Source organism: Pseudomonas sp. FG35, from assembly GCF_057809295.1.
The window spans coordinates 135,089-157,413 of sequence record NZ_JBMDJR010000007.1; the positions used below are offsets into that span (position 1 = coordinate 135,089).

The 22,325-nt window shown below is 60.5% G+C and carries 21 protein-coding genes; 10 read left to right on the top strand and 11 right to left on the bottom strand.

The genetic code is table 11. The features are described 5' to 3' along the window. Positions 1-125 precede the first annotated feature (125 nt). The 4 genes from ACODTD_RS15705 to ACODTD_RS15720 all read left to right on the top strand — a co-directional run bounded on the left by ACODTD_RS15705 (position 126) and on the right by ACODTD_RS15720 (position 4,711). Entirely contained in the window at positions 126-1,862 is a 1,737-nt protein-coding gene (locus tag ACODTD_RS15705) for an FAD-dependent oxidoreductase (protein WP_489104995.1), read from the top strand. Then, positions 1,846-2,679 carry an aldo/keto reductase gene (locus ACODTD_RS15710; RefSeq protein WP_236194131.1) on the top strand — a complete coding sequence of 278 codons (834 nt, stop codon included), beginning with the start codon at positions 1,846-1,848 and terminating at the stop codon, positions 2,677-2,679. The genes ACODTD_RS15705 and ACODTD_RS15710 overlap by 17 nt, the downstream gene beginning before the upstream one ends. A 190-nt stretch (positions 2,680-2,869) precedes the next feature. After that, a complete protein-coding gene (gene ypfJ, locus ACODTD_RS15715; protein WP_039771788.1) occupies positions 2,870-3,757 on the top strand; it encodes a KPN_02809 family neutral zinc metallopeptidase in 888 nt (295 codons plus the stop codon). Continuing rightward, positions 3,758-4,711, top strand: coding sequence for an alpha/beta hydrolase (locus ACODTD_RS15720; RefSeq protein WP_236194132.1), 954 nt, complete (start codon positions 3,758-3,760; stop codon positions 4,709-4,711). Between the two features lie 29 nt (positions 4,712-4,740). Here ACODTD_RS15720 and ACODTD_RS15725 read toward each other — a convergent pair whose 3' ends face one another. From ACODTD_RS15725 to ACODTD_RS15735, 3 genes are all read right to left on the bottom strand, one after another. Beyond that, positions 4,741-5,334, bottom strand: a complete 594-nt coding sequence (locus ACODTD_RS15725) for an HAD family hydrolase (RefSeq protein ID WP_489104996.1) — start codon at positions 5,332-5,334, stop codon at positions 4,741-4,743. After that, on the bottom strand, positions 5,331-6,200 hold the full coding sequence (gene tesB, locus ACODTD_RS15730) for an acyl-CoA thioesterase II (protein WP_039771793.1): 870 nt from the start codon (positions 6,198-6,200) through the stop codon (positions 5,331-5,333). The genes ACODTD_RS15725 and tesB overlap by 4 nt, the downstream gene beginning before the upstream one ends. 106 nt (positions 6,201-6,306) lie before the next feature. Continuing rightward, positions 6,307-6,876, bottom strand: a complete 570-nt coding sequence (locus ACODTD_RS15735) for a GNAT family N-acetyltransferase (protein ID WP_221615896.1) — start codon at positions 6,874-6,876, stop codon at positions 6,307-6,309. Between the two features lie 83 nt (positions 6,877-6,959). Between ACODTD_RS15735 and ACODTD_RS15740 the strand changes: the two genes are divergently transcribed. Further along, complete coding sequence (locus ACODTD_RS15740) at positions 6,960-7,880, top strand: histone deacetylase family protein (RefSeq protein ID WP_007958746.1); 921 nt, start codon at positions 6,960-6,962, stop codon at positions 7,878-7,880. Between the two features lie 175 nt (positions 7,881-8,055). After that, the gene (locus tag ACODTD_RS15745; protein WP_489104997.1) at positions 8,056-9,297 is read left to right on the top strand and encodes a TIGR03862 family flavoprotein; all 1,242 of its coding nucleotides are present in this window, start codon (positions 8,056-8,058) and stop codon (positions 9,295-9,297) included. Positions 9,298-9,538: 241 nt separating this feature from the next. Here ACODTD_RS15745 and rhlE1 read toward each other — a convergent pair whose 3' ends face one another. Together rhlE1 and yedA are read right to left on the bottom strand one after the other, a co-directional pair. Beyond that, entirely contained in the window at positions 9,539-10,879 is a 1,341-nt protein-coding gene (gene rhlE1, locus ACODTD_RS15750; RefSeq protein WP_489104998.1) for an RNA helicase RhlE1, read from the bottom strand. Between the two features lie 52 nt (positions 10,880-10,931). Beyond that, positions 10,932-11,882, bottom strand: coding sequence for a drug/metabolite exporter YedA (yedA, locus tag ACODTD_RS15755; RefSeq protein WP_197870490.1), 951 nt, complete (start codon positions 11,880-11,882; stop codon positions 10,932-10,934). A 163-nt stretch (positions 11,883-12,045) separates the two neighbouring features. Here yedA and ACODTD_RS15760 point away from each other — a divergent pair, with 163 nt between their 5' ends. Together ACODTD_RS15760 and ACODTD_RS15765 are read left to right on the top strand one after the other, a co-directional pair. Further along, positions 12,046-12,498: an Lrp/AsnC family transcriptional regulator gene (locus tag ACODTD_RS15760; protein WP_489104999.1), complete on the top strand. Its 453-nt coding sequence runs from the start codon at positions 12,046-12,048 to the stop codon at positions 12,496-12,498. A 146-nt stretch (positions 12,499-12,644) separates the two neighbouring features. Next, positions 12,645-15,575 carry a P-loop NTPase fold protein gene (locus ACODTD_RS15765; RefSeq protein WP_011336062.1) on the top strand — a complete coding sequence of 977 codons (2,931 nt, stop codon included), beginning with the start codon at positions 12,645-12,647 and terminating at the stop codon, positions 15,573-15,575. Between the two features lie 21 nt (positions 15,576-15,596). Here ACODTD_RS15765 and ACODTD_RS15770 read toward each other — a convergent pair whose 3' ends face one another. The 3 genes from ACODTD_RS15770 to ACODTD_RS15780 form a co-directional block, all read right to left on the bottom strand. After that, complete coding sequence (locus ACODTD_RS15770) at positions 15,597-16,208, bottom strand: 3'-5' exonuclease (protein WP_011336063.1); 612 nt, start codon at positions 16,206-16,208, stop codon at positions 15,597-15,599. Between the two features lie 41 nt (positions 16,209-16,249). Then, positions 16,250-16,729, bottom strand: a complete 480-nt coding sequence (locus tag ACODTD_RS15775; protein WP_007958730.1) for an NYN domain-containing protein — start codon at positions 16,727-16,729, stop codon at positions 16,250-16,252. 137 nt (positions 16,730-16,866) lie between these two features. Then, a complete protein-coding gene (locus ACODTD_RS15780) occupies positions 16,867-17,598 on the bottom strand; it encodes a DUF2076 domain-containing protein (protein WP_285357751.1) in 732 nt (243 codons plus the stop codon). 178 nt (positions 17,599-17,776) lie between these two features. Here ACODTD_RS15780 and ACODTD_RS15785 point away from each other — a divergent pair, with 178 nt between their 5' ends. Together ACODTD_RS15785 and ACODTD_RS15790 are read left to right on the top strand one after the other, a co-directional pair. Continuing rightward, entirely contained in the window at positions 17,777-18,451 is a 675-nt protein-coding gene (locus ACODTD_RS15785; RefSeq protein ID WP_218189661.1) for a YciC family protein, read from the top strand. A 74-nt stretch (positions 18,452-18,525) separates the two neighbouring features. Further along, positions 18,526-19,602 (top strand): endonuclease/exonuclease/phosphatase family protein, encoded by a 1,077-nt coding sequence (locus tag ACODTD_RS15790; protein ID WP_221615902.1) that lies wholly within the window; start codon positions 18,526-18,528, stop codon positions 19,600-19,602. 2 nt (positions 19,603-19,604) lie between these two features. Here the strand turns inward: ACODTD_RS15790 and ACODTD_RS15795 are convergent, their stop codons facing one another. The 3 genes from ACODTD_RS15795 to ACODTD_RS15805 are packed head-to-tail and all read right to left on the bottom strand — an operon-like array spanning position 19,605 to position 22,220. After that, the gene (locus tag ACODTD_RS15795; protein WP_489105000.1) at positions 19,605-20,441 is read right to left on the bottom strand and encodes an ABC transporter ATP-binding protein; all 837 of its coding nucleotides are present in this window, start codon (positions 20,439-20,441) and stop codon (positions 19,605-19,607) included. After that, on the bottom strand, positions 20,429-21,232 hold the full coding sequence (locus ACODTD_RS15800; RefSeq protein ID WP_489105001.1) for an ABC transporter permease: 804 nt from the start codon (positions 21,230-21,232) through the stop codon (positions 20,429-20,431). Before ACODTD_RS15800 ends, ACODTD_RS15795 begins: the two co-directional genes overlap by 13 nt. A 10-nt stretch (positions 21,233-21,242) precedes the next feature. Beyond that, positions 21,243-22,220 (bottom strand): ABC transporter substrate-binding protein, encoded by a 978-nt coding sequence (locus ACODTD_RS15805; RefSeq protein WP_201818737.1) that lies wholly within the window; start codon positions 22,218-22,220, stop codon positions 21,243-21,245. Positions 22,221-22,325 lie beyond the last annotated feature (105 nt).

The window sequence follows — 22,325 nt, forward strand, 5'->3', positions numbered from 1 at the left end:
GAAATCTGGAACCTGGCGTCCGATAACCGCCCACTTTGCGCGCCAGTCGGTTGATCTGCTTCGCCCGCGCTGGTTATTTTCTGGAACATGATTCTAAAAAAAATTGATTGCTGGAGCGTTTTTTGATGCCTGCCCTTCCCGATATCGACTGCGACGTTCTGGTGGTCGGCTCCGGCGCCGCCGGTTTGTCGGCCGCCGTCACCGCCGCCTGGCATGGCTTGAAAGTCATCGTGGTGGAAAAGGATCCGGTGTTCGGCGGCGCCACCGCGTGGTCCGGCGGCTGGGCGTGGGTGCCGTGCAACCCGCTGGCCCGGCGTGCCGGGATCGTGGAAGACGTGGAATTGCCGCGCACCTATCTGCGCCACGAACTCGGCGAGCACTACGACCCGGCCATGATCGACGCCTTCCTTGAAGCCGGCCCGCGCATGGTGGCGTTCTTCGAACAACACACCGCCCTGCAATTCGCGGACGGCAACGCCATCGCCGACATCCACGGCGAAACACCGGGCGCCGGCAGCGGCGGGCGCTCGGTGATTGCCGCCCCCTATGACGGGCGAAAGGTCGGGCGCCTGTTCAAGCGTCTTCGTACAACGATGCGCGAAACATCGTTCATGGGCATGCCGATCATGGCCGGTGCGGACCTGTCGGCGTTTCTCAATCTGACTCGCTCGTTGTCGGCGGCCTGGCACGTGACCCGGCGTTTTACCCGTCACCTAGTGGACCTGACGCTGCACGGTCGAGCGATGCAACTGGTCAACGGCGTGGCGCTGGTGGCGCGGCTGGCGAAATCCGCCGAAGACCTCGGCGTACTGCTGTGGGAGTCGGCACCGGTGACCGAACTGCTGCGCGACGAATCACGCATCACCGGCGCTCGCGTGAACACCACAAAAGGCCCGCTCAATGTCCATGCCCGCAAAGCCGTGGTGCTCGCTGCTGGCGGATTTGCCAACGACATCGAGCGGCGCAAGGCCTTGTTTCCCCGTACGCCCACCGGTCATGAGCATTGGGCGCTGCCACCTTTGGGAGTGAATGGCGACGGCCTGCGACTGGGAGAAACCGTCGGAGCCCGGGTCAACACCGATGTGGCCTCGCCCGTGGCGTGGGCGCCGGTCTCGCAGGTGCCACATTCCGACGGCAGCATCGGCCATTTCCCACACATCATCGAGCGCGGCAAACCCGGCGTCATCGGCGTGCTGCGCAACGGCCAGCGCTTCGTCAACGAAGCCAACGGCTATTACGACTATGTCAGCGCCATGGTCGCCGCCGCCCCCGAGGGCGAAGAGGTCGCGTCCTGGCTGATCTGCACCCGCGCGTTCCAGCGGCGTTACGGGCTCGGCATGTCTCGTCCGTTTCCGGTTCCGGTGTCAGGTTTTATCCGCAGCGGCTATATGAAAACCGGTAATACCCTTGAGGAATTGGCTGGTGCATGCGGCATCGATCCGATCGGTTTACGCGCCACCCTGCATGAATACAACCACCATGCCCGGGACGGCGAAGACCCGCTGTTCGGTCGCGGTTCGACCCCTTACAACCGCAAACAGGGCGATCCCGCGCAACAGCCCAATCCGTGCGTGGCCCCTATCGAACAAGGCCCGTTCTACGCGGTGAAGGTGCAGCCGGGCTGTTTCGGCACCTTCGCCGGGCTCAAGGTCAACCCGCATGCACAAGTGCTCGACGCCGAAGACCGGCCTATCCCCGGGCTGTACGCCGCCGGTGGCGACATGGCCAGCATCATGGGCGGGCATTATCCGGCGGGCGGGATCAACCTCGGCCCGGCGCTGACGTTCGGTTACATCGCAGCTCGGCACATGGCGGGCGTCACGGCTTTCGAACAGGAGATCGACCATGCAGCACATCGTTAATCGACAAGGACTGAACCTGCCCAAACTCGGCCTCGGCACCTGGCCGATGCTCGGCGACGAATGCACCCGCGCCGTGGAGCAAGCGCTGGAACTCGGTTACCGACACATCGACACGGCAGCCGCCTACAACAACGAAGACGCCGTCGGACAAGCCTTGGCGAATACGCCGACACCCCGCGAGCAGATCCACGTCACCACCAAGGTCTGGTGGGACCAGCTGCAACCGGACGCCATGCGTCACTCGCTGGATCGCAGCCTCAAGGCGTTGCGCAGCGAGTACGTCGACCTGTTCATGATCCATTGGCCAACCACTGACTGGGACCTGCCGCGCACCCTTGAAACCCTCGCGTCGTTCAAGGAGCAAGGTCTGGCTCGCAACATCGGTGTGGCGAATTTTCCGCTACCGCTGCTGCGCAAAGTCGTCGAGGAATACGGCATCCCTCTGTCAGCCATTCAGGTCGAGTACCACGTCCTGCTCGGACAAAACGCCCTGCTCGACTACGCCCGTCAACACGATCTGGCGCTGACGGCCTACACGCCACTGGCACGCAACAAGGTCTCGGAGATTCCGCAGATTCAGCAGATCGCCGAAAAACACGGTGTGCTGCCGACTCAAGTGGCGCTGAAGTGGCTGCTGGATCAGGACAATGTCGCGGCGATTCCCAAGGCCAGCAGCAAAACCAATCAACTGGCCAACCTGGCCTCGTTGAAGGTCGAACTGGATAACGACGACCGAGCGTTGATCGCCGGGTTGTCCAAGCGCGAACGTCAGGTCAGCCCGGACTTCGCGCCGGTGTGGGATGCCTTCGACCGCTGACACCCGACCCGGCGAAAGAAAACCGCCGGCGAATTGAATTCCCGGCGCTCGTGCTCGTCAATAACAGGCCCGACCTCGTCACCCCGAGGCCGGGCCTTTGTGCGTGTGGACGAATAGACGGACGACCGGACTGGCGCCACACTCACACACCAGCAACACTCATCACCACGATCAGACAGAGGATTCCCACATGCTATGGAAAAAAGGCCGACGCAGTGACAACGTCGTCGATGCCCGTGGCGATGACATGGGCGGTGGTGGCGGCATGCGCTTCGGCGGTGGCAAGGGCCTGAGTCTCGGGGCGATCCTGCTGATCGTCGGCATCGGCTGGATCACCGGCCAGGACCCGCTGCAGATCCTCGGCCAGCTCACCGGGCAGATGACCGAACAATCGGCACCCACTTCGCAAACCCGTCAGGCACCGCCGGCCAACGATGAACAGGCCGAATTCGTGCGCTCGATCCTCGGCGACACCGAAGACACCTGGGGCGCGATCTTCCAGCAGGCCGGCCGGCAATATAAGGATCCGACCCTGGTGCTGTTCAGCAACCGGGTCAATTCCGCCTGTGGTCTGGCGACCTCGGCCACCGGCCCGTTCTATTGCCCGGCGGACCAGAAAGTCTATCTCGACATGGCGTTCTTCCAGGAAATGGCCCAACGCTTCAAGGCCGCCGGCGACTTCGCTCAGGCCTACGTGATCGCTCACGAAGTCGGACACCATGTGCAGACGCTTCTCGGCGTCTCGGCGAAAATTCAGACAGCCCGCCAGCAAGGCCGGCAGATGGAAGGCGACGGCGGTCTGCTGGTGCGTCAGGAACTGCAAGCCGATTGTCTGGCCGGGGTCTGGGCCTACAACGCGCAGAAGCGTCTGAACTGGCTGGAACCCGGCGATATCGAAGAAGCCTTGAACGCGGCGAACGCCATCGGTGATGATCGCCTGCAACAACAGGGTCAGGGCCGTGTGGTGCCGGACTCGTTTACCCACGGTACGTCGGCGCAAAGGGTGCGCTGGTTCAAAACCGGATTCGCCCAGGGCCAGGTCGGCCAGTGCGATACCTTTGCGGCGAAAAACCTGTAAATGCATAAATGGCTGTTGGCTTTACTGTTCATCGGCGGCACCGCCCAAGCGGCCGGCGTCGACGCAATCAGTCCCGGGCGCCTGCAATTGCAGGCCGGCGAAATGGCAGTGGGCATCGGCCCGGCGCCGGCGAAAATCGAGCGCGTGCTGATCGTCATTCATGGCCGCCTGCGCAACGCCGAGACCTATCGCAAAAGCGGCGAAGCCGCGGCGGAACTGGCCGGGCAAACCGCCAACACCCTGGTGATCGCCCCGCAGTTTCTCAACGAAAGCGATGTGGCGCTCTACTCGTTACCCGCCAGCGTACTGCGCTGGCAAGGCAACGACTGGATGGGCGGCGGGTTATCCACAGGGTCGAACCCGCTGAGTTCCTACGCCGCACTGGACGAAATCGTCGGGCGGCTGAGCGATCGCAAGCAGTTTCCGGACGTGAAGCAGATCGTGATCTTCGGCCACTCCGGCGGCGCGCAGGTGGTGCAGCGTTATGCGCTGCTGGCCCAGGAACAACCGGCGCTCAAGACCGAAGGCATTCGCTTGCGTTATGTGGTGGCCAACCCGTCGTCGTACGCCTATTTCAATGAGCAACGCCCGGTGGCCTTCGATCATGCGAAGTGTCCGGGATTCAACCGCTGGAAGTACGGTCTGGTGGACCCGCCGATCTACGCGGGTGGGCAAACGCCTGCGCAGCTTGAAGGCCGTTACGTCAAACGCGAGGTAATTTATCTGCTGGGCCAGCAGGACACCGACCCGCAACATCCGGCGCTGGACAAGAGCTGCGCTGCCAAAGCCCAGGGGGCTTATCGACTGGAGCGCGGCAAGCTGTTTTTCGGTTACTTGCTGCGTCGCCACCCTGAAGGGGTGAATCAGCGCCTGATCGAAGTGCCCGGCGTCGGGCATAACGGCGACGGCATGCTGACCTCGCCGGAAGGCCAGAAAGCAATATTCGACCAATAAAAAACGGGGGCCGAAGCCCCCGTTTCTTTTCAGGCGAACAACATCCGCCGCAACTCCACACAATCCTTCGCATGCCAGTCGGTCAGCTCCGGCCACGGATTATCCGGCAGGTTTACCAGCACCGTGTGCGCCCCCGCGGCCCGGCCGCAATCAAGATCAAACCGGTAATCACCGACCATCACCATCTCGCTCGCCGGCACTTGCCAGGCCTCGGCCAGTTTCAGCAGGCCACCCGGATGCGGTTTTGGCTGTGCTTCATCGCGGCCCAGCACATCCTCCACCGCAAAGCAGTCGGCCAGGCCGATCGCCTCCAGCGTCACATGGGCCAGTTCCCGCGCATTGCGGGTCAGGATGCCGAGGCGATAGCCCCGGGCGTGCAGGTCGCGCACCAGCTCCACCGCGCCGACCGCCGGGGTCGAACCGAGCGCCAGATCCCGCTCATGTTCCAGCAGCCATGCATGTTTCGCCGCCGCTTCCTCGGCGGGTAACGCCGCGAGATGGGTGAGGATGTCGTCCTCCGGCGGGATCGACAGCGCCAGGCGAATCGCCGCGAAGTCGTGCACGGCGACGGTCAGGGTGCCGTCCATGTCGAACACCCAATGCCGCACTTCCGCCAGACTCATGCCCAGTCCTTGCGATGACGGATCAGGCCTTCCTGAGTCACCGACGCCACCAGTTGCCCGGCGCGGTTGAACACGCTGCCACGGGAGAACCCGCGCGAGTTGCCGGCCCACGGACTGTCCATGGCGTAGAGCAACCAGTCATCGGCACGCAGATCGTTGTGGAACCACAAGGCGTGGTCGAGGCTGGCGACCTGCATGTCTTTCTGCCAGACCGATTTGCCGTGGGGCAGCATCGAGGTGGTCAGCAGACCGAAGTCCGAAGCGTACGCCAGCAGGTATTTGTGCAGCGCCGGGATGTCGGCCAAGGCACCGTCGGCACGGAACCACACGTACTTGATCGGGTCCGCCGGTTGCGGGTTGTACGGGTCTTTTTCGGTGACCGGGCGCACTTCGATCGGTTTGGGGCACAGCAGCTTTTCGCGCATGTGTTCCGGGATCAGGTGCGCGCGTTGCTGGGTCAGTTCCAGCTCCGACGGCAGGTTTTCCGGGCCGACCACTTGCGGCATCTGGCTCTGGTGTTCGAAGCCTTCCTCGTCGTACTGAAACGACGCGCTGCAAGTGAAAATCGGGTGGCCCTTCTGGATCGCGGTCACGCGGCGGGTGCTGAAACTGCCGCCATCACGCACGCGGTCCACCGAGTAGACCACCGGCAACTTGGCATCGCCCGGACGCAGGAAATAACCGTGCATCGAATGCACATGACGCGCTTCTTCAACGGTCTGACTGGCCGCCGACAGCGACTGGCCGAGCACCTGGCCGCCGAACAACTGGCGAAAGCCCAGATCCTGACTGCGACCACGGAACAGGTTTTCCTCGATCGGTTCGAGGGTCAGCAGATCCACCAGATCTTCCAACACTTGGCTCATTCAGACTCTCCTCACACAACGCTATGCCGCGCAGTCTCGGCTGCGGCGGCCAATTCAGATTCTGGCGCGAGCCACTGATCGCGCCATTGTAAACGTCCGTGTCGGCTTAGCCATGCAAGGTCTGCAGCCATTGCTCCCGGGTGATGCGGTACAACACATGTCGACGCAACGGATGGTCGACCGCCAGTTTCGGGTGATCAAAATCGTCGGCTGGATCGTGATGCATGCCGATCGCCTGCATGACTTTTTCCGACGGCAGATTGCTCTGCGCAGTAAAGGACACGATTTCCTTCAGGGCTAACCGGTCAAAACCGCAGCGCAGCGCAGTCCACGCCGCCTCGCTGGCATAACCGAGGCCCCAGTGTTCCTTGGCCAGCCGCCAGCCGATTTCCACCGCGGGTGTGAACGGCGCATCAAAACCGACCAAGCCGAGCCCGGTAAAACCGATGAACTCGCCGCTGTCCTTGCGCTCCAGCGCCCACAGGCCGTAACCGTGCTCGGCAAAATGCCCGCGTACCCGGCCGATCAGCGCGGCGCTTTCCAGCCGGCTCAAGGGCGCGGGAAAGTAGCGCATCACCTGCGGATCGGCGCACATCGCCGCAAATGCCGGCAAATCCGCGTCCTGCCACTGGCGCATCAGCAGTCTCGCGCTTTCCAGCTCAAGTATCGGCTCCATCGTGCCCCTCCGTTTCCATGCCGCAAGTCTACATCGCTGGTAGGCTTTGCACTCTTTCCTACAGCCTTTATGAATAGTCCGCCATGCCATTGCCGTTGATCTACCACGAAGACTACAGCCCCGAGTTTCCGGCGGATCACCGCTTTCCCATGGACAAGTTCCGCCTGCTGCGCGATCACCTGGTGGACAGCGGGCTGACCCGCGATGAAGACCTGCTGCGTCCTGAACTGTGCCCTGCCGACATTCTCGCCCTGGCCCATGACCGCGGTTATATCGAACGCTACATGAGTGGCGAGTTGTCCCGCGAAGACCAGCGGCGCCTCGGTCTACCGTGGAACGAAGCCTTGGCGCGACGCACGGTGCGGGCGGTCGGCGGTTCAATTCTGGCAGCGGAAAAAGCCCTGGAACATGGCTTGGCCTGTCACCTCGCCGGCGGCACCCATCACGCCCATTACGACTACCCCGCCGGCTTCTGCATCTTCAATGACCTGGCGATCATCAGCCACTACCTGCTGCAAAGCGGCCGGGTGAACCGGGTGCTGATCTTCGACTGCGACGTGCATCAGGGCGACGGCACTGCACGAATTCTGCACAACACCCCGGAAGCGATCACCGTTTCCCTGCACTGTGAAAAGAACTTTCCTGCACGCAAGGCCGAAAGCGACTGGGACATTCCGCTGCCCAACGGCATGGGCGACGCCGATTACCTGAAAGTCGTCGACGACGCGCTCAACTATCTGCTGCCGCTGTATCAGCCGGACCTGGTGCTGTACGACGCCGGCGTCGACGTGCACAAGGACGACGCCCTCGGTTATCTGCAACTGACCGACGAAGGCGTTGCTGCCCGCGACGAAAGCGTGATGCGCCACTGCCTGGGCCGCGATATTCCGGTGGTTGGGGTGATCGGCGGCGGTTACAGCAAGGATCGCCACGCCCTCGCCCGCCGCCACGGCATCCTGCATCACAGTGCGCAGCGCGTCTGGCAGTCATCGGGTTGTCATTGAGTTGTGCTGCGTTACCCACAATGGCTGTGGAACGGCCTGTGGATAACCTGAGCGAAAGGGACTACAGGCCTCGCTGAACATGGCCTGCAGCGCGCTGGTTGTTTTTTGATCAGGCCTGACGATGGCCGCTGCTGCTAGAATGCGCGGCTTATTCCGCCACGCTATTGCCGCTGCCATGACCCAGACTTCCGCCGCCCTTCCCGCTCACGTCGCCATCATCGGCGGTGGCCCCGCCGGCCTGATGGCCGCCGAAGTGCTGAGCCAGGCCGGAGTCCGCGTCGACCTGTACGACGGCATGCCCTCGGTGGGCCGCAAGTTCCTGCTGGCCGGGGTCGGCGGCATGAACATCACCCATTCCGAAGCCTGGCCAGCCTTCCTCTCGCGCTACGCCGCACGCGCCCCGAACATCGCCCCGCTGCTACGCGCGTTCGACGCCGACGCACTGTGCCGCTGGATTCACGAGTTGGGCATCGAAACGTTTATCGGCAGCTCCGGCCGGGTGTTCCCCACCGACATGAAAGCCGCGCCGCTGCTGCGCGCTTGGCTCAAGCGCCTGCGCGAAAGCGGCGTTGTTATCCACACCCGCCACCGCTGGCTCGGCTGGGATGACAACGGCGCGCTGCGCATCGACAGCCCGGAGGGCGAGAAAACCCTCAACCCCGACGCCACCTTGCTCGCCCTCGGCGGCGGCAGCTGGTCGCGGCTTGGCTCCGACGGCGCGTGGATGCTGCCGCTGGAGCAGCGCGGTGTAGGCCTGGCGCCGTTGCAGCCGAGCAATTGCGGCTTCGAGGTGCAGGCCTGGAGCGAAGTGATGGTCAGCAAATTCGCCGGCGCGCCGCTGAAAAATATCGCCATCGGTTTGAACGACGACGTCCCTCGTCTGGGTGAATGCGTGATTACCGCGACCGGCATCGAGGGCAGCCTGATCTACGCGCTGTCGGCGCCGATACGTGAGGCGATCAATGTCCACGGTGTCGCGACCATTCACATCGACCTGCTGCCCGGCCGCCCTGTGGATAAATTGCAGGCGGCATTGAGCAAACCTCGGGGTTCGCGCTCGATGGCCAAGCATCTGCACAGTCAGGTGGGGATTGATGGGGTGAAAGCGGCGTTGCTGCGAGAACTCACTGACGCTGCAACGTTTGCCGATCCGGCGTTGTTGGCCCGGGCGATCAAAGCCTTGCCGCTGACGCTGGTGAAAACCCGGCCGCTGGATGAGGCGATCAGCAGTGCCGGCGGGGTGACGTTCGAGGCGATGGATGAGCGGATGATGCTCAAGGCGTTGCCGGGGGTGTTCTGTGCGGGGGAGATGCTGGATTGGGAAGCACCGACGGGTGGGTATTTGCTGACGGCGTGTTTTGCCAGTGGCCGGGCGGCGGGGTTGGGAATGCTGGACTGGTTACGACGTAAAAGCTGAGTCGCCCTCACCCCTCACCCCAGCCCTCTCCCGGAGGGAGAGGGAGCCGACCGCGGTGTCTGGCGTCATACATCGACCTGAAAGACCGAGCCGATTATGGATTCATCGATTAAGTGCTCTTTAAGTCCAGAGGTCGACTCGGTATTTCAGGTCGGCGTAACTCGCAAAAACAACTCCGTCAGTCCCCTCTCCCCCCGGGAGAGGGTTAGGGTGAGGGGGCTTTTGATCTTTAAGGCAATCTTTAAGGCTTACGCTTGCGCGGCCCGGTATTGAACACCGGCACCTTGCGCACAGGCTTGATCGAAGGCTCCGGCGCCTGAGTCTCGCCGCTGTCCACCCACTTGCCCAGATTGCGCTTGCCACCACCGCCACCGGAAGCTTTCGGCTTTTTCGGTTTCTTCGGCTTCTTGATCACCTGGCCACTGGCATCGGTGTCCGGCACGCGGTGCTCGGGCACGAAATCCGGCTCAATCTCACGCTTCAATGTGCTGCGAGTCAGCATTTCAATCGCCGACAACATGTTCACTTCATCGGCACACACCAGCGAAATCGCCTCACCGGTCGAACCCGCACGGCCAGTGCGGCCGATACGGTGAATGTAATCCTCGGCCACGATCGGCAGATCAAAGTTGACCACCAGCGGCAGGTCTTCGATATCCAGACCACGGGCCGCCACGTCGGTGGCCACCAGAATCTGTACTTCGCTCAGTTTGAAACGGTCCAGCGCCCGCTGCCGGGTCGCTTGCGGCTTGTCGCCGTGGATGCCGTCGGCGTTCACGCCCAGGCCCTGAAGTTTCTCGACCAGCGCGTCCACACCATTACGGGTCTTGGCGAACACCAGCACCTGCTTCCACTTGTTCTTGCGCATCAAGTGCACGAACAGTTCCGGCTTGCGCTTCTTGTCCACCGTCACCACCCATTGCTTGACAGTGTTGGCGGCCACGTTGCGCGGGCTGACTTCGATGCTCTGCGGATCGTTGAGCATCTGCCCGGCCAGCAGGCGGATGTCATCGGAGAAGGTCGCGGAGAACAGCAGTGTCTGGCGTTTCTTCGGCAGCGCGCGGTAAATGTTCGCCAGCTCTTCGGAAAAGCCCAGGTCAAGCATGCGGTCGGCTTCGTCCAGCACCAGAGCCTGCAACTGGTTGAATTTCAGCGCGTTCTGGCGGAACAGGTCGAGCAAACGGCCTGGGGTCGCGACCAACAGATCGACGCCGCCACGCAGCTTCATCATTTGCGGGTTGATGCTGACGCCGCCGTACACCGCGTAAGTGCGCAATGGCAGGTTTTCGGCGTACTGACGCACGGCTTCGTGGACCTGCTCGGCCAGCTCGCGGGTCGGCACCAGAATCAGCGCGCGCACCGAGTTGGCGGTGACTTTCGGCCCTTCCATCGCCAGCAGTTGCAGCAGCGGCAAGGCAAAACCAGCGGTCTTGCCGGTGCCGGTCTGGGCCGCGGCCATCAGGTCACGACCGGCCAGCACGGCCGGAATGGCTTGGGCCTGCACCGGCGTCGGGGTCTGGTAGCCGAGCTTCTCGAGGGAGCGCAGCAAGGGTTCGATCAGGCCAAGGGTGGCGAAAGTCATGGGAGTACCGTAGGAAAAATCAGAGCATGTGTGCGATGGCGCGCAGTTTACCCTAATTCGCACGCTGCTCCGTCGCTATGACCTTCGCTGCGGCAGTCGGCTCGCTGACCACTGGTGGCCGCGCCGGACGCCGCCACTGTGGGAGACTGATCAGCACCACCGCGCCGATGATCACCAGCATCGCCAGCGCCTCTTCGATGCCGATGGTCTCGCCGACAAACACGATCCCCAGCAACACCGCCACCGCCGGGTTCACATAGGCATAACTGGTGGCCGCCGCCGGACGAACGTTTTTCAACAGATACATGTAAGCGTTGAAAGCGATGATCGAGCCGAAGAAGATCAGGTACGCCAGCGCCAGCCAGCCTTCCAGCGGCGGCATGGCCTGCAGGCGTTCACCGCTGGCCGCGCTGCCGATCAACAGCACCACGCCGCCGACCAGCATTTCCACGGCACTGGCCATCGCGCCCTGAGGCAACGGCAGGTGTTTGCTCCACACCGAACCGAACGCCCAGCTCGCCGCGGCGAAAATCAGCAACGCAGCGCCCAGCGGGCTCGACTGCAGGTTGGAGCCCATGTTGAGCATCGCGATACCGATAATCCCCATCACCACCCCGGCCCACTCCAGGCGGGTGTTGCGCGCCCCCCAGAGATAACCGCAGAGCAAAGTGAACAGCGGCACGGTCGCCACCGCCAGCGCAGCAACACCCGACGCCACGCCGCTGTGCTCGGCCAGCGTCACCGCGCCGTTGCCGAAGCTCAGCAACAAAATCCCGATGATCCCCGCCGCTTTCCACTGCGCCCAGGTCGGCGCCGGTGCCCCGCGCCAGCGCAGGAACGCGTACATCAGGCTGCCGGCAATCACGAAGCGCACACCGCCGAGCATCAGCGGCGGCCAGTATTCGACGCCGATGCGGATCACCAGATAGGTCGATCCCCAAATCACGTACAACGCAAAAAACGCGGCGATCAGCGGCAAGGAAAAACGGCGCACGGCAGACATGAGACGACTCGACATCAAGGCAGGGAGACTGGTTATTCTAGAAAGGCCAACCGCTAAAAATAAGTTACAAAACCTGTTTATAGCGCCGGTACACTTTTGAAAACACGGAGATCGACGGCTTAAACCGCGATTTCGAAAGTCTGGCATTTTCAGGAGTCCGACCTTGGACAAATACGACCGCATGCTGCTCAGCGCCCTGCTCGAAAACGGTCGCGCGTCCTACGCCGACCTCGCCCGCAAAGTGAACCTCTCTGCCCCCGCCGTCGCCGAGCGCGTGGCCAAACTCGAGGCCAGCGGCGTCATCACCGGCTACTCGGCCAAGGTCGACATGGCCAAACTCGGTCTGCCGATCCAGTGCGTCATCGAGCTGCGCCTGAACCAGCACGGCAACCCGAAGGTGTACGACGAACTGATCAGAATTCCGCAACTCACCGAATGCCACCGCGTCACCGGCGACCCGTGCGTGATCATGCAGGCCGCCGTGGGCTCGATGACCGAGCTGGAAGAGCTGATCAACCGGGTGGCGAAATTCGGGTTCAGCAAGACGTCGATCGTGTTGTCGAGTGCGATAGAGAAGCGGGTGCCGTTGGGGCATATTGAAGGTAGCAATATGTAACGGCAGGCGCCCACTTTGCTTACCGCCCCGCGAATGGCCGTCCGCAGCTTGGGTAAATGTGACGGCATGGATAACATGCAGCCCTTTACCCTGCGGAGCGACTCGGTTCACGGCCCGCAACGTCCGCCAATATACAAGGAAAGAGAATGCGCCTTTCGCAATACAGCAAGGGACTGCGTGCCAGCGAAATTACCCCCCTCCTGCAGTTCTTCCTCTCAGGTATCCTCGCCGGCGAGGCCTGGGCCATCGGTCGGATCATTGGGGTTCTGTTAAACAAACATCTCGTGTCGTTGCAGCTGAATTTCTGGATCCTCGTGCTTACGACATTGGCTGTCGTCGCCTCATGTCTGATCTATGCCACCAGCCGAGGCGCCCTCGATACATCGTGCAAACTGATCAAAAGCTGCCGGCTCGACTTGCTGCTCGTCACGCTGCTCGGTTTTTACCTTTCGTTCAGCAGCGACGGGTTCGGCAACGAATTCTATGCAAAGCACCTGGAAAAGCTGAATTTCTCTCAACTCGCCTGCATGTCTGCTTCCCCAGTGCTCATCGCGTGGATGGCAATGATCAGAGCCTTCCTGCAGACGTTCAAGAAAGGCAAATCCCACACCTATTTCATTAGCGATCGTGTGATTGAGGAGTCTGAAGAGGATTTGCTGAACGTCAAGGAACAGGCCGACATCTTTGCCGAGCGTGTGCTCAATGGAGGCTCATCCGAAAGTCTGGTGTTCGGCATCGATGCACCTTGGGGTGCGGGAAAGTCGAGTTTCGTGAAGCTCTGCTGTAACTACTGGGAAAAGAAGGAGGGACAAAGCATCATCGTTCATCACTTTGAGCCCTTGCGCTATGAGGATGGCACTGACCTAACAGAGAAATTCGTCGACGATCTCATCAGCACCATTCAACAACATGTTTTCGCGCCGTCGTTACGCCCGCTATTCAAGCGTTACGAAAATCTGGTCAAGGACAAGAAGAAAACTTCTTTGCTTGATATAAAAACGACGTTCTCTCTCAACAATGACTCGATCGACGCTACCCTCGAGGAAATGGAGTATGTCTTAAACAACATCAACACCAGAATAATTGTAATCGTTGATGATCTCGACCGAATGCACTGGTCATCGGCCAAAAGCATTTTGTTTTCAATAAAACGCAGCTTCAGGCTTCCCAACATTAGCTACGTCATCTGCTATGACACCTCAAAGATAAATGTCACACCGGAAAACCCAGACTCCGAAAAGACCCAGGAATTCCTCGAAAAATTTATTAACATCAAAACGAGTATCTTCCTCGGCGCCCAAGACCTCACGGCCTTTGTGAAACGCTACTTTGATAGCGTACTGAGCAAAACATTGAACATTTCCAGTGACGGCGCTAAAGAACTCAATCTGCTATCCCGTGAACTGATCAATCTTTTCAACGACAAGGATTTTCCTCATTACACACCTTTCATCGGTGATATTCGAAAAATCAAGCGACTCATCAACACACTGGTACTACTGGACATCGACAAAGTCGACTTCCACAATAATGATTTCAACAAACGTGACCTCCTTCATCTGATCCTGATCCTCATCTACTCGCCATCAACATTCCGGAAGATCTATGAGAGCGAGACCAGCGGAAAGTCCGGCACGTTCAGCTGGATTCAACAAGGCAACAGTCTAAAAAACTCTGAGTTTTACGATTCCTTCAAAGCGAAGCTTTCCGAGACCTCAAGCATAAAGTTCCTGCTATCCAAGCTGTTCGACGCGCCGCCTGAGAGTGCCGACCACTTTCCAGAATCCGAGAAACGCTCAAGGGCAGTATTTCAGGACAAGCATCGACCTCTGGAAAAGCACCTCCATCTCATCGCCAAGCTTTCCAGACCTATTTCATGGGAATCCCATCGATTTCTCCTGAACAAGAAAGACGAACTGTTCAAGACCAACGCGATCAAGCCCTATCTCGATCAAATATCCGAGTTTCCACCTTTGGATAATGAGTCAGGGCTACATGAATTCTGGCGAATCGTGACAAGCCATAGCGGCGCTCTTGAAACAGACAAAGCCGTCACGATCATTGAGTACCTGATCGATACGTTGCCCAACTACTCCCTGCTCAACGGTGATGAACTCAATGAGTTTCGCAGCACCGCCGTCCGGTATATCGCGAAGCTCCTAGACGAGAACATCACTAGTTTGGAAAAAAGCTCCGTTCCACATCTTTCTCCGGCGGAGTCCGCCATCATCAAACTCGTGTATGGGGATGACAATGGAAGCATCGGGATCATCTCGAAGCTGGCCCCTCCAGAGCGCGGCGCGTTGGGCCTGCATGACCTGATGACATTTCGGCACCACTGCACGATTAAGACCAAGCGCGAACGACTTTGGCAAGCCCTTATACTGCACGGTAATGAAAGGACTTTATACTCAGATCGTGTAGAAGAGACGAAGGACCAGGCGCGAGAGATCAGTCAGTTCATATTCGGCCTGTTCAGGCGACAATACATCGAAAGCGGTAAGAACATTCTCGCCGAGATCGATTCCATAAATTCAATCGCCCTCTTCGGGCGCTATAAAACCATCCTCACCGAATCAAAAGACACCAAAATCTGGGAAGAAAAAGTCAATCGCAAGAAGCACGAAATAAAGGACACCATCACATCCAAACTTGGGAACTTAATCATCGATGATTTTGGGGTCTTCGACGAAAGCGGCCTTGAAGACAACCATGGCATCTCCAAAGCTTTTTCGGAGTATCTGTTTTCGATTTGCTTCGACCCGAAAAGCCCCAACGGCCTACTTCATTTCGCCGAATATCTATTGAACTTCGCAAACAACACGCTCCAAGACATCAACAATCCAGAGGATAAATCCGGTCTCTCGGCTCTCTTAAACAACCTCGACAATGAACAGCTTGAAAATTATTGGAAAAACAACCATGAGGCCATAAAAACCAGAACGGACGAAGAGAAAGACAGGGTGATCTACAAGACCTACTCGCAACCGACCTTCCATAGTGACCTGCGACTTGCTTTCCGCGCGCTGGACAGCCTGTTCCTGCCCGAGAAAACCGCCGGAGGAGAAACTCTGTAACCTGATCGAAATTCCGCAGCGCTACCGCACCTTGTAGCGCTGAAGATGATCACCCACCTTCGCAGCCGGCACCCTCTGCAACTTACACAACAATTCATGGGACAACTCGCTCACACCGTGTTTGTCCCGTAGCTCACCTGCCAAGTGCACCATCAGATTCGCCGCCATCTCCGCATCCGCCATCGCCCTGTGCGCCTGACCGGTATGCGGCAGTTGGGCAAAGGTCGTGAGCGTACCGAGCTTGTGGTTCGGCGCCGCCGGCATCAGGCGGCGGGCCAGCAGCAGCGAGCAGGCGAAGTTCTGCAAACGGGTGCGTTTGATCCGGCCCAGTTCGAAGTCCCAGAACTTCTGGTCGAACGCGGCGTTGTGCGCCAGCAGGGGTGTGCAGCCGACGAATTCGTTGACTTCGTTCATCACCTTTTCCGCCGAAGGCGCGGTGCGCAGCATGGCGTTGCTGATGCCGGTGAGTTGTTCGATGAAGGCCGGGATGCGGACGCCGGCGTTCATCAGGCTCTGGTAGCGCTCGACGATGCGGCCGTTTTCCAGCATGACCACGGCGATTTCCGTGGCCCGGCAGCTGCTGCTCGGCGAGATGCCGGTGGTTTCAAAGTCGATGACTGCAATGCGTTCCAAACCGGGTGGTACTCCGTCCAAATCAATGCTTGAGCTTGCGCTCAATTTTTCAACAGCAGCGCGCCTTCGATCGGCACGTAACGGCTGGCGGCGCGGATCAGCGAGTTGGCCGTCAGGCCGGGAACGCCGTAGGCCACCGCTTGCACGCCGTGTTTGTTGATGATGCGTTCGAGCAGCATGTCGAAATCGCCATCACCGGAGGCCAGGACGATTTCGTCGACGTGATCGGCGGCGTCCATGATGTCGAGGGTGATGCCCACGTCCCAGTCGCCCTTGGCCGAGCCGTCACTGCGCTGGATGTAGGGTTTGAGTTTTACGGTGAAACCGAGGTTGCGCAGGATCTGCTGGAACTGCTGCTGTTTGCTGTCGCCCCGGTCGATGGCATAGGCGTAGGCCTCGACGATCTGCCCGTGCTGGCTGACATCCGCCCACAGCGCCGCGTAGTTGAAGTGGCAACCATAGGCCTGACGCACGGTGTAGTAGAGGTTCTGCACATCGGCGAACACTGCGATTTTTTTCACCGGAGTTCCTGTGAGCGCTGACGCGCATGAGCCGGATCAGGCACCAGGCCCGAAAAAGGCGCTCAGTATGCCAGCCCGAAGGAAGGTTCCGCGAATAATCGGCCCGGGGCGCTCAGGCGCCCCGGACGAATGGTGAGTCAGACGAAGGAATCGTCGTCATCGAAGAACGATGAGTTGTCATCGCTGTAGTCGGTGTCGGTAAAGCCGCCCTGGTCATTACCGTAGGAGTCGTTGTTGGCCATGCGCTGATCATCACCCCAGCCGTTGTTGCTCTGGTCGTTGACTTGAGCCGGCTCTTCCTTGATGACTTCGACGATTTCTTCCGGCTGCTGGTTGTGATGGAACAGGCTGCTGATGCCTTGCGCCAGCATCACGCCACCGGCCACACCGGCCGCTGTTTTAAGGGCGCCGCCGAGGAAGCTGCTGCCCGCCGCCGGGGCCGCTTGTTGCTGGCCATAACCCGGTGGTGGCGCACCGAAGTTCTGCTGCGGTGCCGGTTCACGCCAGCCGCCAGTGGAGGCCGGGGCGCTCTGGGTCGGTGCCGGGCGCGGGCTGCTGCCACCGAAGATGCTCGACAGGAAGCCGCCACCGCTGGAGGCCGGCAGCGCGCTCTGCGCCTTGGCCGACTGCAGTTCTGCCTGCAATTGCTTGACCTGTTGAGTCAGTTGTTTGTTTTGTTCGTCGAGGCTCTTGAGGGCAGCCTCCTGCACCAGAATCGCCTGGGTCATGAAATAACCTGCGGCCGGCTGGCGCGTCAGGTGTTCCTTGATCCGCGCCTCGGCCTGGGCGTCGCGCGGGGCTGCCTCCGTTTCGGCCTGTTGCAGCCGGGAAAACAGTCCATCGATCAGGGTTTGTTCTTCGCTGTTCATGGCGACCTCGTAGATTGCCGGGGATAACGTTGCCCTCCTCCACGTCGGAGAAGGCGCACCTCTGTAATGGAGGCAGCAACAGAATGTTTCAATGACCTTTACCGAACGTTTACGTTTGCGCAGCGAAACGGATCATCGGTTAAAGTGGGCCACTGTTTTTGACCTGCGATACCGACTGATGAATGCCTTCGATGTGCTGCGCGACTCCCTGTATTTCTTCAAACGCAATCTGGGCCGGATCGTCCAGTTGTGCCTGCCGCTGGTGATTGTCGAAGCCGTGCTGCAACAGGTGGTAGACCATGCCAGCGATCCGGACGGCTACTCGGCCATCAGCGTGATCGTCGGCCTGCTGGTGTATCCGCTGTACACCGCCGCGCTGATTCTTTTCCTCGATGCCCGCACCCGCGGCGAATCCCCGCAAACCCGCGATCTGCTGGCGATGGCCGCTCGTCTATGGCCGCGCTTCGCTCTGCTGACTGCACTGAACACGCTGTTGATCCTGCTCGGTCTTTCCCTGTACTTCCTGCCGGGGCTGTGGCTGATGGTCACTCTGGCCTTCGGTGAATATCTGCTGGTGCTGCGCGGTTACGGTCCGTTGCAGGCCATGAAGGAAAGCCTGCGCCTGAGCCGTGGGCATTTTCTGCGGATTCTGGTGTGCATTCTGTGTGTGATGGGGCCGCTGTGGCTGCTCAAGGGCCTGACTTTGCAGGTCTATCCCGATCCGCAGAATCCGTTGATTGCGGTGCTGATCGACAGCGGCCACAGCTTCCTGCAACTGTTCACCAGCGTGGTGCTGTTCCGCCTGTTCATGCTGATCAGCGAATTGCCCGACAAACGTGACGGAATAGTCTGACTGCACCGAGCTTGGGCTGATGGATGGGTCTCGGGTATGCTCGGGACCACTTCCGTATCGCTATAAGCCGAGCCATGACCCGTCTACTGCGCTACATCCTGTTGCCCGTACTGTTCGTCCTCGCCCTGATCGGCACGCTGATCTACAGCCTGACCTGGCGCCCCGACGCCCGGGAAACCCTGCCGGTCAGTTGCACCGGGCAACCGCCGATGCTGGTCCCCGGCCAGGCCCTGAAAGTCATGACTTGGAACGTGCAATACCTGGCCGGCAAGCGCTACGTGTTCTGGAATGACCTGGCGCAAGGCGACGACGAAGCCCCGACTCCGGAAGACATGGCGTTCAGCCTCGATGAAGTGGCGCGGGTGATCCGCGACGAACAGCCCGACGTGGTGCTGTTGCAGGAACTGGATGACGGCGCCAAGGCCAGCGACTATCAGAACCAGCTCAAGCTGTTGCAGGAACGCCTCACCGACCTCTACCCGTGCAGTGCCCACGCCTTCGACTGGAAGGCCGATTTCGTCCCGGATCCGCACATCTTCGGCAGCGTCGGCCGGCAACTCGCCACCCTCAGCCGCTACCGCATCGAACACGCCGAACGCCTGCAATTGCCGGTGCAGCCGGCGAATTTCATCAGCCGTCAGTTCCAGCCGAAAGATGCCCTGCTCGCCACCACCCTGCCGCTCAGCGATGGCGGGCAACTGGTGGTGTTCAACACCCATCTGGATCGCGCCACCCAACCGGACGACACCTTGCAGGCGCAGGTGACAGCGGTGGCCAAGGTTCTCGACAAACACGAAAGCCACGGCACGCCGTGGCTGATCGGGGGGGACTTCAATCTGTTACCGCTCGGCCAGTACCGGCGCCTGCCCACCGAGCAGCGCACGCCGTACTCCGCCGACAGTGCGCTGCATGTGCTGTGGGACAAATACCCGATGATCCCGACCAACAACGAAGCCAGCGGCATCGACCGCGCCAAGTGGCTGACCCATTACCCCAACGACCCCGGCCTCAATGGCCCGGACCGCACGGTCGATTACCTGTTCTACAGCCCGAAGATCAAACGGGTCGAAGCCACGGTGCGGCAGGACGACACCTTGCGCATCTCCGATCATTTGCCGGTCATTGCGCGGTTCCTCCTGCCACCCAACTGACCTCAATGAGCCTCTTCGAGATCGTCGTGCAACAGCCCGAAGATCTGCCGCTTCATGTCGATGAACGAGCGCTCCATGACCATGTCCAGCGTGCGTGGGCGTTCGATCGGCACATCCAGAATCTGCTTGATCCGCCCCGGCCTGGCGCCCATCACATACACCCGATCGCCGAGCAGGATCGCTTCGTCGATGTCGTGGGTGACGAACAGCACGGTTTTCTTGCTGTTGCCCCACACCCGCAGTAATAGCTGCTGCATTTGCAGGCGGGTCTGGCTGTCGAGGGCGCCGAAGGGTTCGTCCATCAGCAGGATCTGCGGATCGTTGGCCAGCGCCCGGGCAATCGCCACCCGCTGCATCATGCCGCCGGACAGTTGCTTGGCGTAGTTGTCGGCAAATCCTGACAAGCCGACTTCATGCACATAGTGATCGACAATTTCCTTGCGCCGCGCCGCCGGCATGCCCCGACGCTTGAGACCGAACTCGACGTTCTGCCGCACCGTCAGCCACGGGAACAGCGTGTAGCTCTGGAACACCATCCCGCGATCCGCGCCGGGGCCCTGCACTTGCTGGCCGCCGACATAGATCTCGCCAGAGGTAGGATCGGCCAGGCCGGCGGTGAGGTACAGCAGGCTCGACTTGCCGCAGCCCGACGGCCCGACCAGCACCGCGAACTGCTGATCCGGCACTTCGAACGACACCTCTTCCAGCGCAGTGAATGTACCGCCACCGGGTTTGGTGTAGCGCAGGCTGACCTTGTCCACCTGCAACCTTGGCGCGGCGTGTGCCGGTTCGGCGACCGGCTCGATGAAACGACGGTTGGCAGCGGTTACTGAGCCCATGCGGCAATCCTCAAACGCAAGAAGCGGAACAGTTGATCGGTGACCAGGCCGAGCAGGCCGATGATCGCGATAGCGAGAAAAATCACATCGACCTGAAAGCCGCGCATGGCCTTGAGGCTCAAGTAGCCGAGGCCACTCGAGGCGGCGACCAGTTCGGCCACCACCAGATAGGTCCAGGCCCAGCCCATGGTCACCCGCAAGGTGTCGAGCACACCGGGCAACGACGCTGGGGCGATCACATGCAGCACTGCGTCACGCCGGTTGGAGCCGAGGGTGTAAGAGGCGTTGATCAAGTCCTTGGAGATGCCTTTGGACACGTCCGCGATCATCACCAGTTGCTGGAAGAACACGCCGAAAATGATCACCGACACCCGCTGCTCCAGACCGATACCGATCCACAGGATGAACAGCGGCACGAACGAGGTCACCGGCAGGTAGCGGATGAAGTTGACCAGCGGTTCGAGGAACGCCTGGACGATGCGGAAGCTGCCCATCAACAAACCCAGCGGCACCGCCACCAGCGACGACACAATGAAACCGACCATCACCACTTCGACACTGGCCCAGACATGCTGGCCAAGAGTGCCGTCGCTACTCAGACGCACCGCCGCTTCAACCACCGCGCCGGGCGTCGGCAGGAACATCCCCGGCACGATGCCGCCGTAGGACAACCCGGCCCACAGGCCGACCAGCAACACCCAGGCCAGACCGCTGGCGCTCCACACCACCGGCACCGGCAACCCGGTCTTCGGCGTGATGCAGCGGCTCAGCCATGAATTGCGCTTGAACATGACTAGTCTCCTAGAGCGGGCTGACGAAACGGTTATCCACCAGATCGTCGTTGCTGACGTTGTAGGGCTTGCCCTGCAATTCGCTGGCGGTTTCGTTGGCCAGTTTGATCAGCGGTGCGCTGTCACCCGGCTTGCCCGGCGAGCCAAGGAGTTTTTCGCTCATGGCCTGATCGTAGAAGCGCACGCCCTGCGCAGCGGCGGCCAGTTCCTTTGGATCGGACAGGTAACCGCCGACGCCCTTGGCCATGATTTCGTAGGCTTTCTGTGGATGGTCCTTGGTGAACTGCACGGCTTTGTAGAGACCGGCGACCAGCGCCTTGACGTCTTCCGGCTGCTTCTCGATCACCGTGCAATTGAGCGCCACCACATCGACGATCACCCCCGGCGTACTGCTACTGTCGATCAGCACCTTGCCCTGCTGCTTGTCGCGAACCATCGACAGATGCGGCTCCCAAGTCACGGCGGCCGGCACACGACCGGCGATGAACGCGGTGGCAGCATCGTCAGCGGTCATGTTCTGCACGGTGATGTCGCTCATCCTCATGCCGTTCTTTTTCAGCAGGTACGAGAGCCAGAACTGCGAGGTCGAGCCTTCGTTGACGGCCACGGCCTGGCCCTTGAGTTCTTGCAGGCTCTTCACGTTCTTGCCGACCAGCACACCGTCGCCGCCATGGCTGTCATCCAGCGCGGCCACGGCCTTGAAGCAGAACTGCGGGCGGTACTTGAGCACTTCGTCGATGGTCGACGCCGAGCCGGACAATTGCCCCGACGCCTGAGCGGCCATGTACATCGAAGCCTCTTCGACCACCGGCAATTCGACGGTCAGGCCGTTTTCCTTGAAGTAGCCCAGATCCTGAGCCAGATACAGGGTGCCGTAACCGACCCACGTGGTGTGGCCGATCGACAAGGTGCCAGCCTGAGCGGCGGTGACGGAAAGGGCGGAAATCGCCAGAGGACATGCAAGACGGGTAAACAAGGACTTGTTCATGGAGCACTCCCAACGCTGTTGATTTAGTTGTCATGGGCAGTACGGCCAGCCGTGGTGTCGCGATTGCACGCTGCGGTCTCTGCTGGACTCTGGCGGGCAATGCCT

Bases quoted from the DNA above. Each gene is read 5' to 3' on its own strand.
- ACODTD_RS15735 (WP_221615896.1), bottom strand. From the start codon at position 6,876: ATGGAGCCGATACTTGAGCTGGAAAGCGCGAGACTGCTGATGCGCCAG.
- ACODTD_RS15785 (WP_218189661.1), top strand. From the start codon at position 17,777: ATGAATGCCTTCGATGTGCTGCGCGACTCCCTGTATTTCTTCAAACGC.
- rhlE1 (WP_489104998.1), bottom strand. From the start codon at position 10,879: ATGACTTTCGCCACCCTTGGCCTGATCGAACCCTTGCTGCGCTCCCTC.
- ypfJ (WP_039771788.1), top strand. From the start codon at position 2,870: ATGCTATGGAAAAAAGGCCGACGCAGTGACAACGTCGTCGATGCCCGT.
- ACODTD_RS15705 (WP_489104995.1), top strand. From the start codon at position 126: ATGCCTGCCCTTCCCGATATCGACTGCGACGTTCTGGTGGTCGGCTCC.
- ACODTD_RS15745 (WP_489104997.1), top strand. From the start codon at position 8,056: ATGACCCAGACTTCCGCCGCCCTTCCCGCTCACGTCGCCATCATCGGC.
- ACODTD_RS15720 (WP_236194132.1), top strand. From the start codon at position 3,758: ATGCATAAATGGCTGTTGGCTTTACTGTTCATCGGCGGCACCGCCCAA.
- ACODTD_RS15710 (WP_236194131.1), top strand. From the start codon at position 1,846: ATGCAGCACATCGTTAATCGACAAGGACTGAACCTGCCCAAACTCGGC.
- ACODTD_RS15790 (WP_221615902.1), top strand. From the start codon at position 18,526: ATGACCCGTCTACTGCGCTACATCCTGTTGCCCGTACTGTTCGTCCTC.
- ACODTD_RS15765 (WP_011336062.1), top strand. From the start codon at position 12,645: ATGCGCCTTTCGCAATACAGCAAGGGACTGCGTGCCAGCGAAATTACC.
- tesB (WP_039771793.1), bottom strand. From the start codon at position 6,200: ATGAGCCAAGTGTTGGAAGATCTGGTGGATCTGCTGACCCTCGAACCG.
- ACODTD_RS15780 (WP_285357751.1), bottom strand. From the start codon at position 17,598: ATGAACAGCGAAGAACAAACCCTGATCGATGGACTGTTTTCCCGGCTG.
- ACODTD_RS15805 (WP_201818737.1), bottom strand. From the start codon at position 22,220: ATGAACAAGTCCTTGTTTACCCGTCTTGCATGTCCTCTGGCGATTTCC.
- ACODTD_RS15795 (WP_489105000.1), bottom strand. From the start codon at position 20,441: ATGGGCTCAGTAACCGCTGCCAACCGTCGTTTCATCGAGCCGGTCGCC.
- ACODTD_RS15740 (WP_007958746.1), top strand. From the start codon at position 6,960: ATGCCATTGCCGTTGATCTACCACGAAGACTACAGCCCCGAGTTTCCG.
- ACODTD_RS15725 (WP_489104996.1), bottom strand. From the start codon at position 5,334: ATGAGTCTGGCGGAAGTGCGGCATTGGGTGTTCGACATGGACGGCACC.
- yedA (WP_197870490.1), bottom strand. From the start codon at position 11,882: ATGTCTGCCGTGCGCCGTTTTTCCTTGCCGCTGATCGCCGCGTTTTTT.
- ACODTD_RS15800 (WP_489105001.1), bottom strand. From the start codon at position 21,232: ATGTTCAAGCGCAATTCATGGCTGAGCCGCTGCATCACGCCGAAGACC.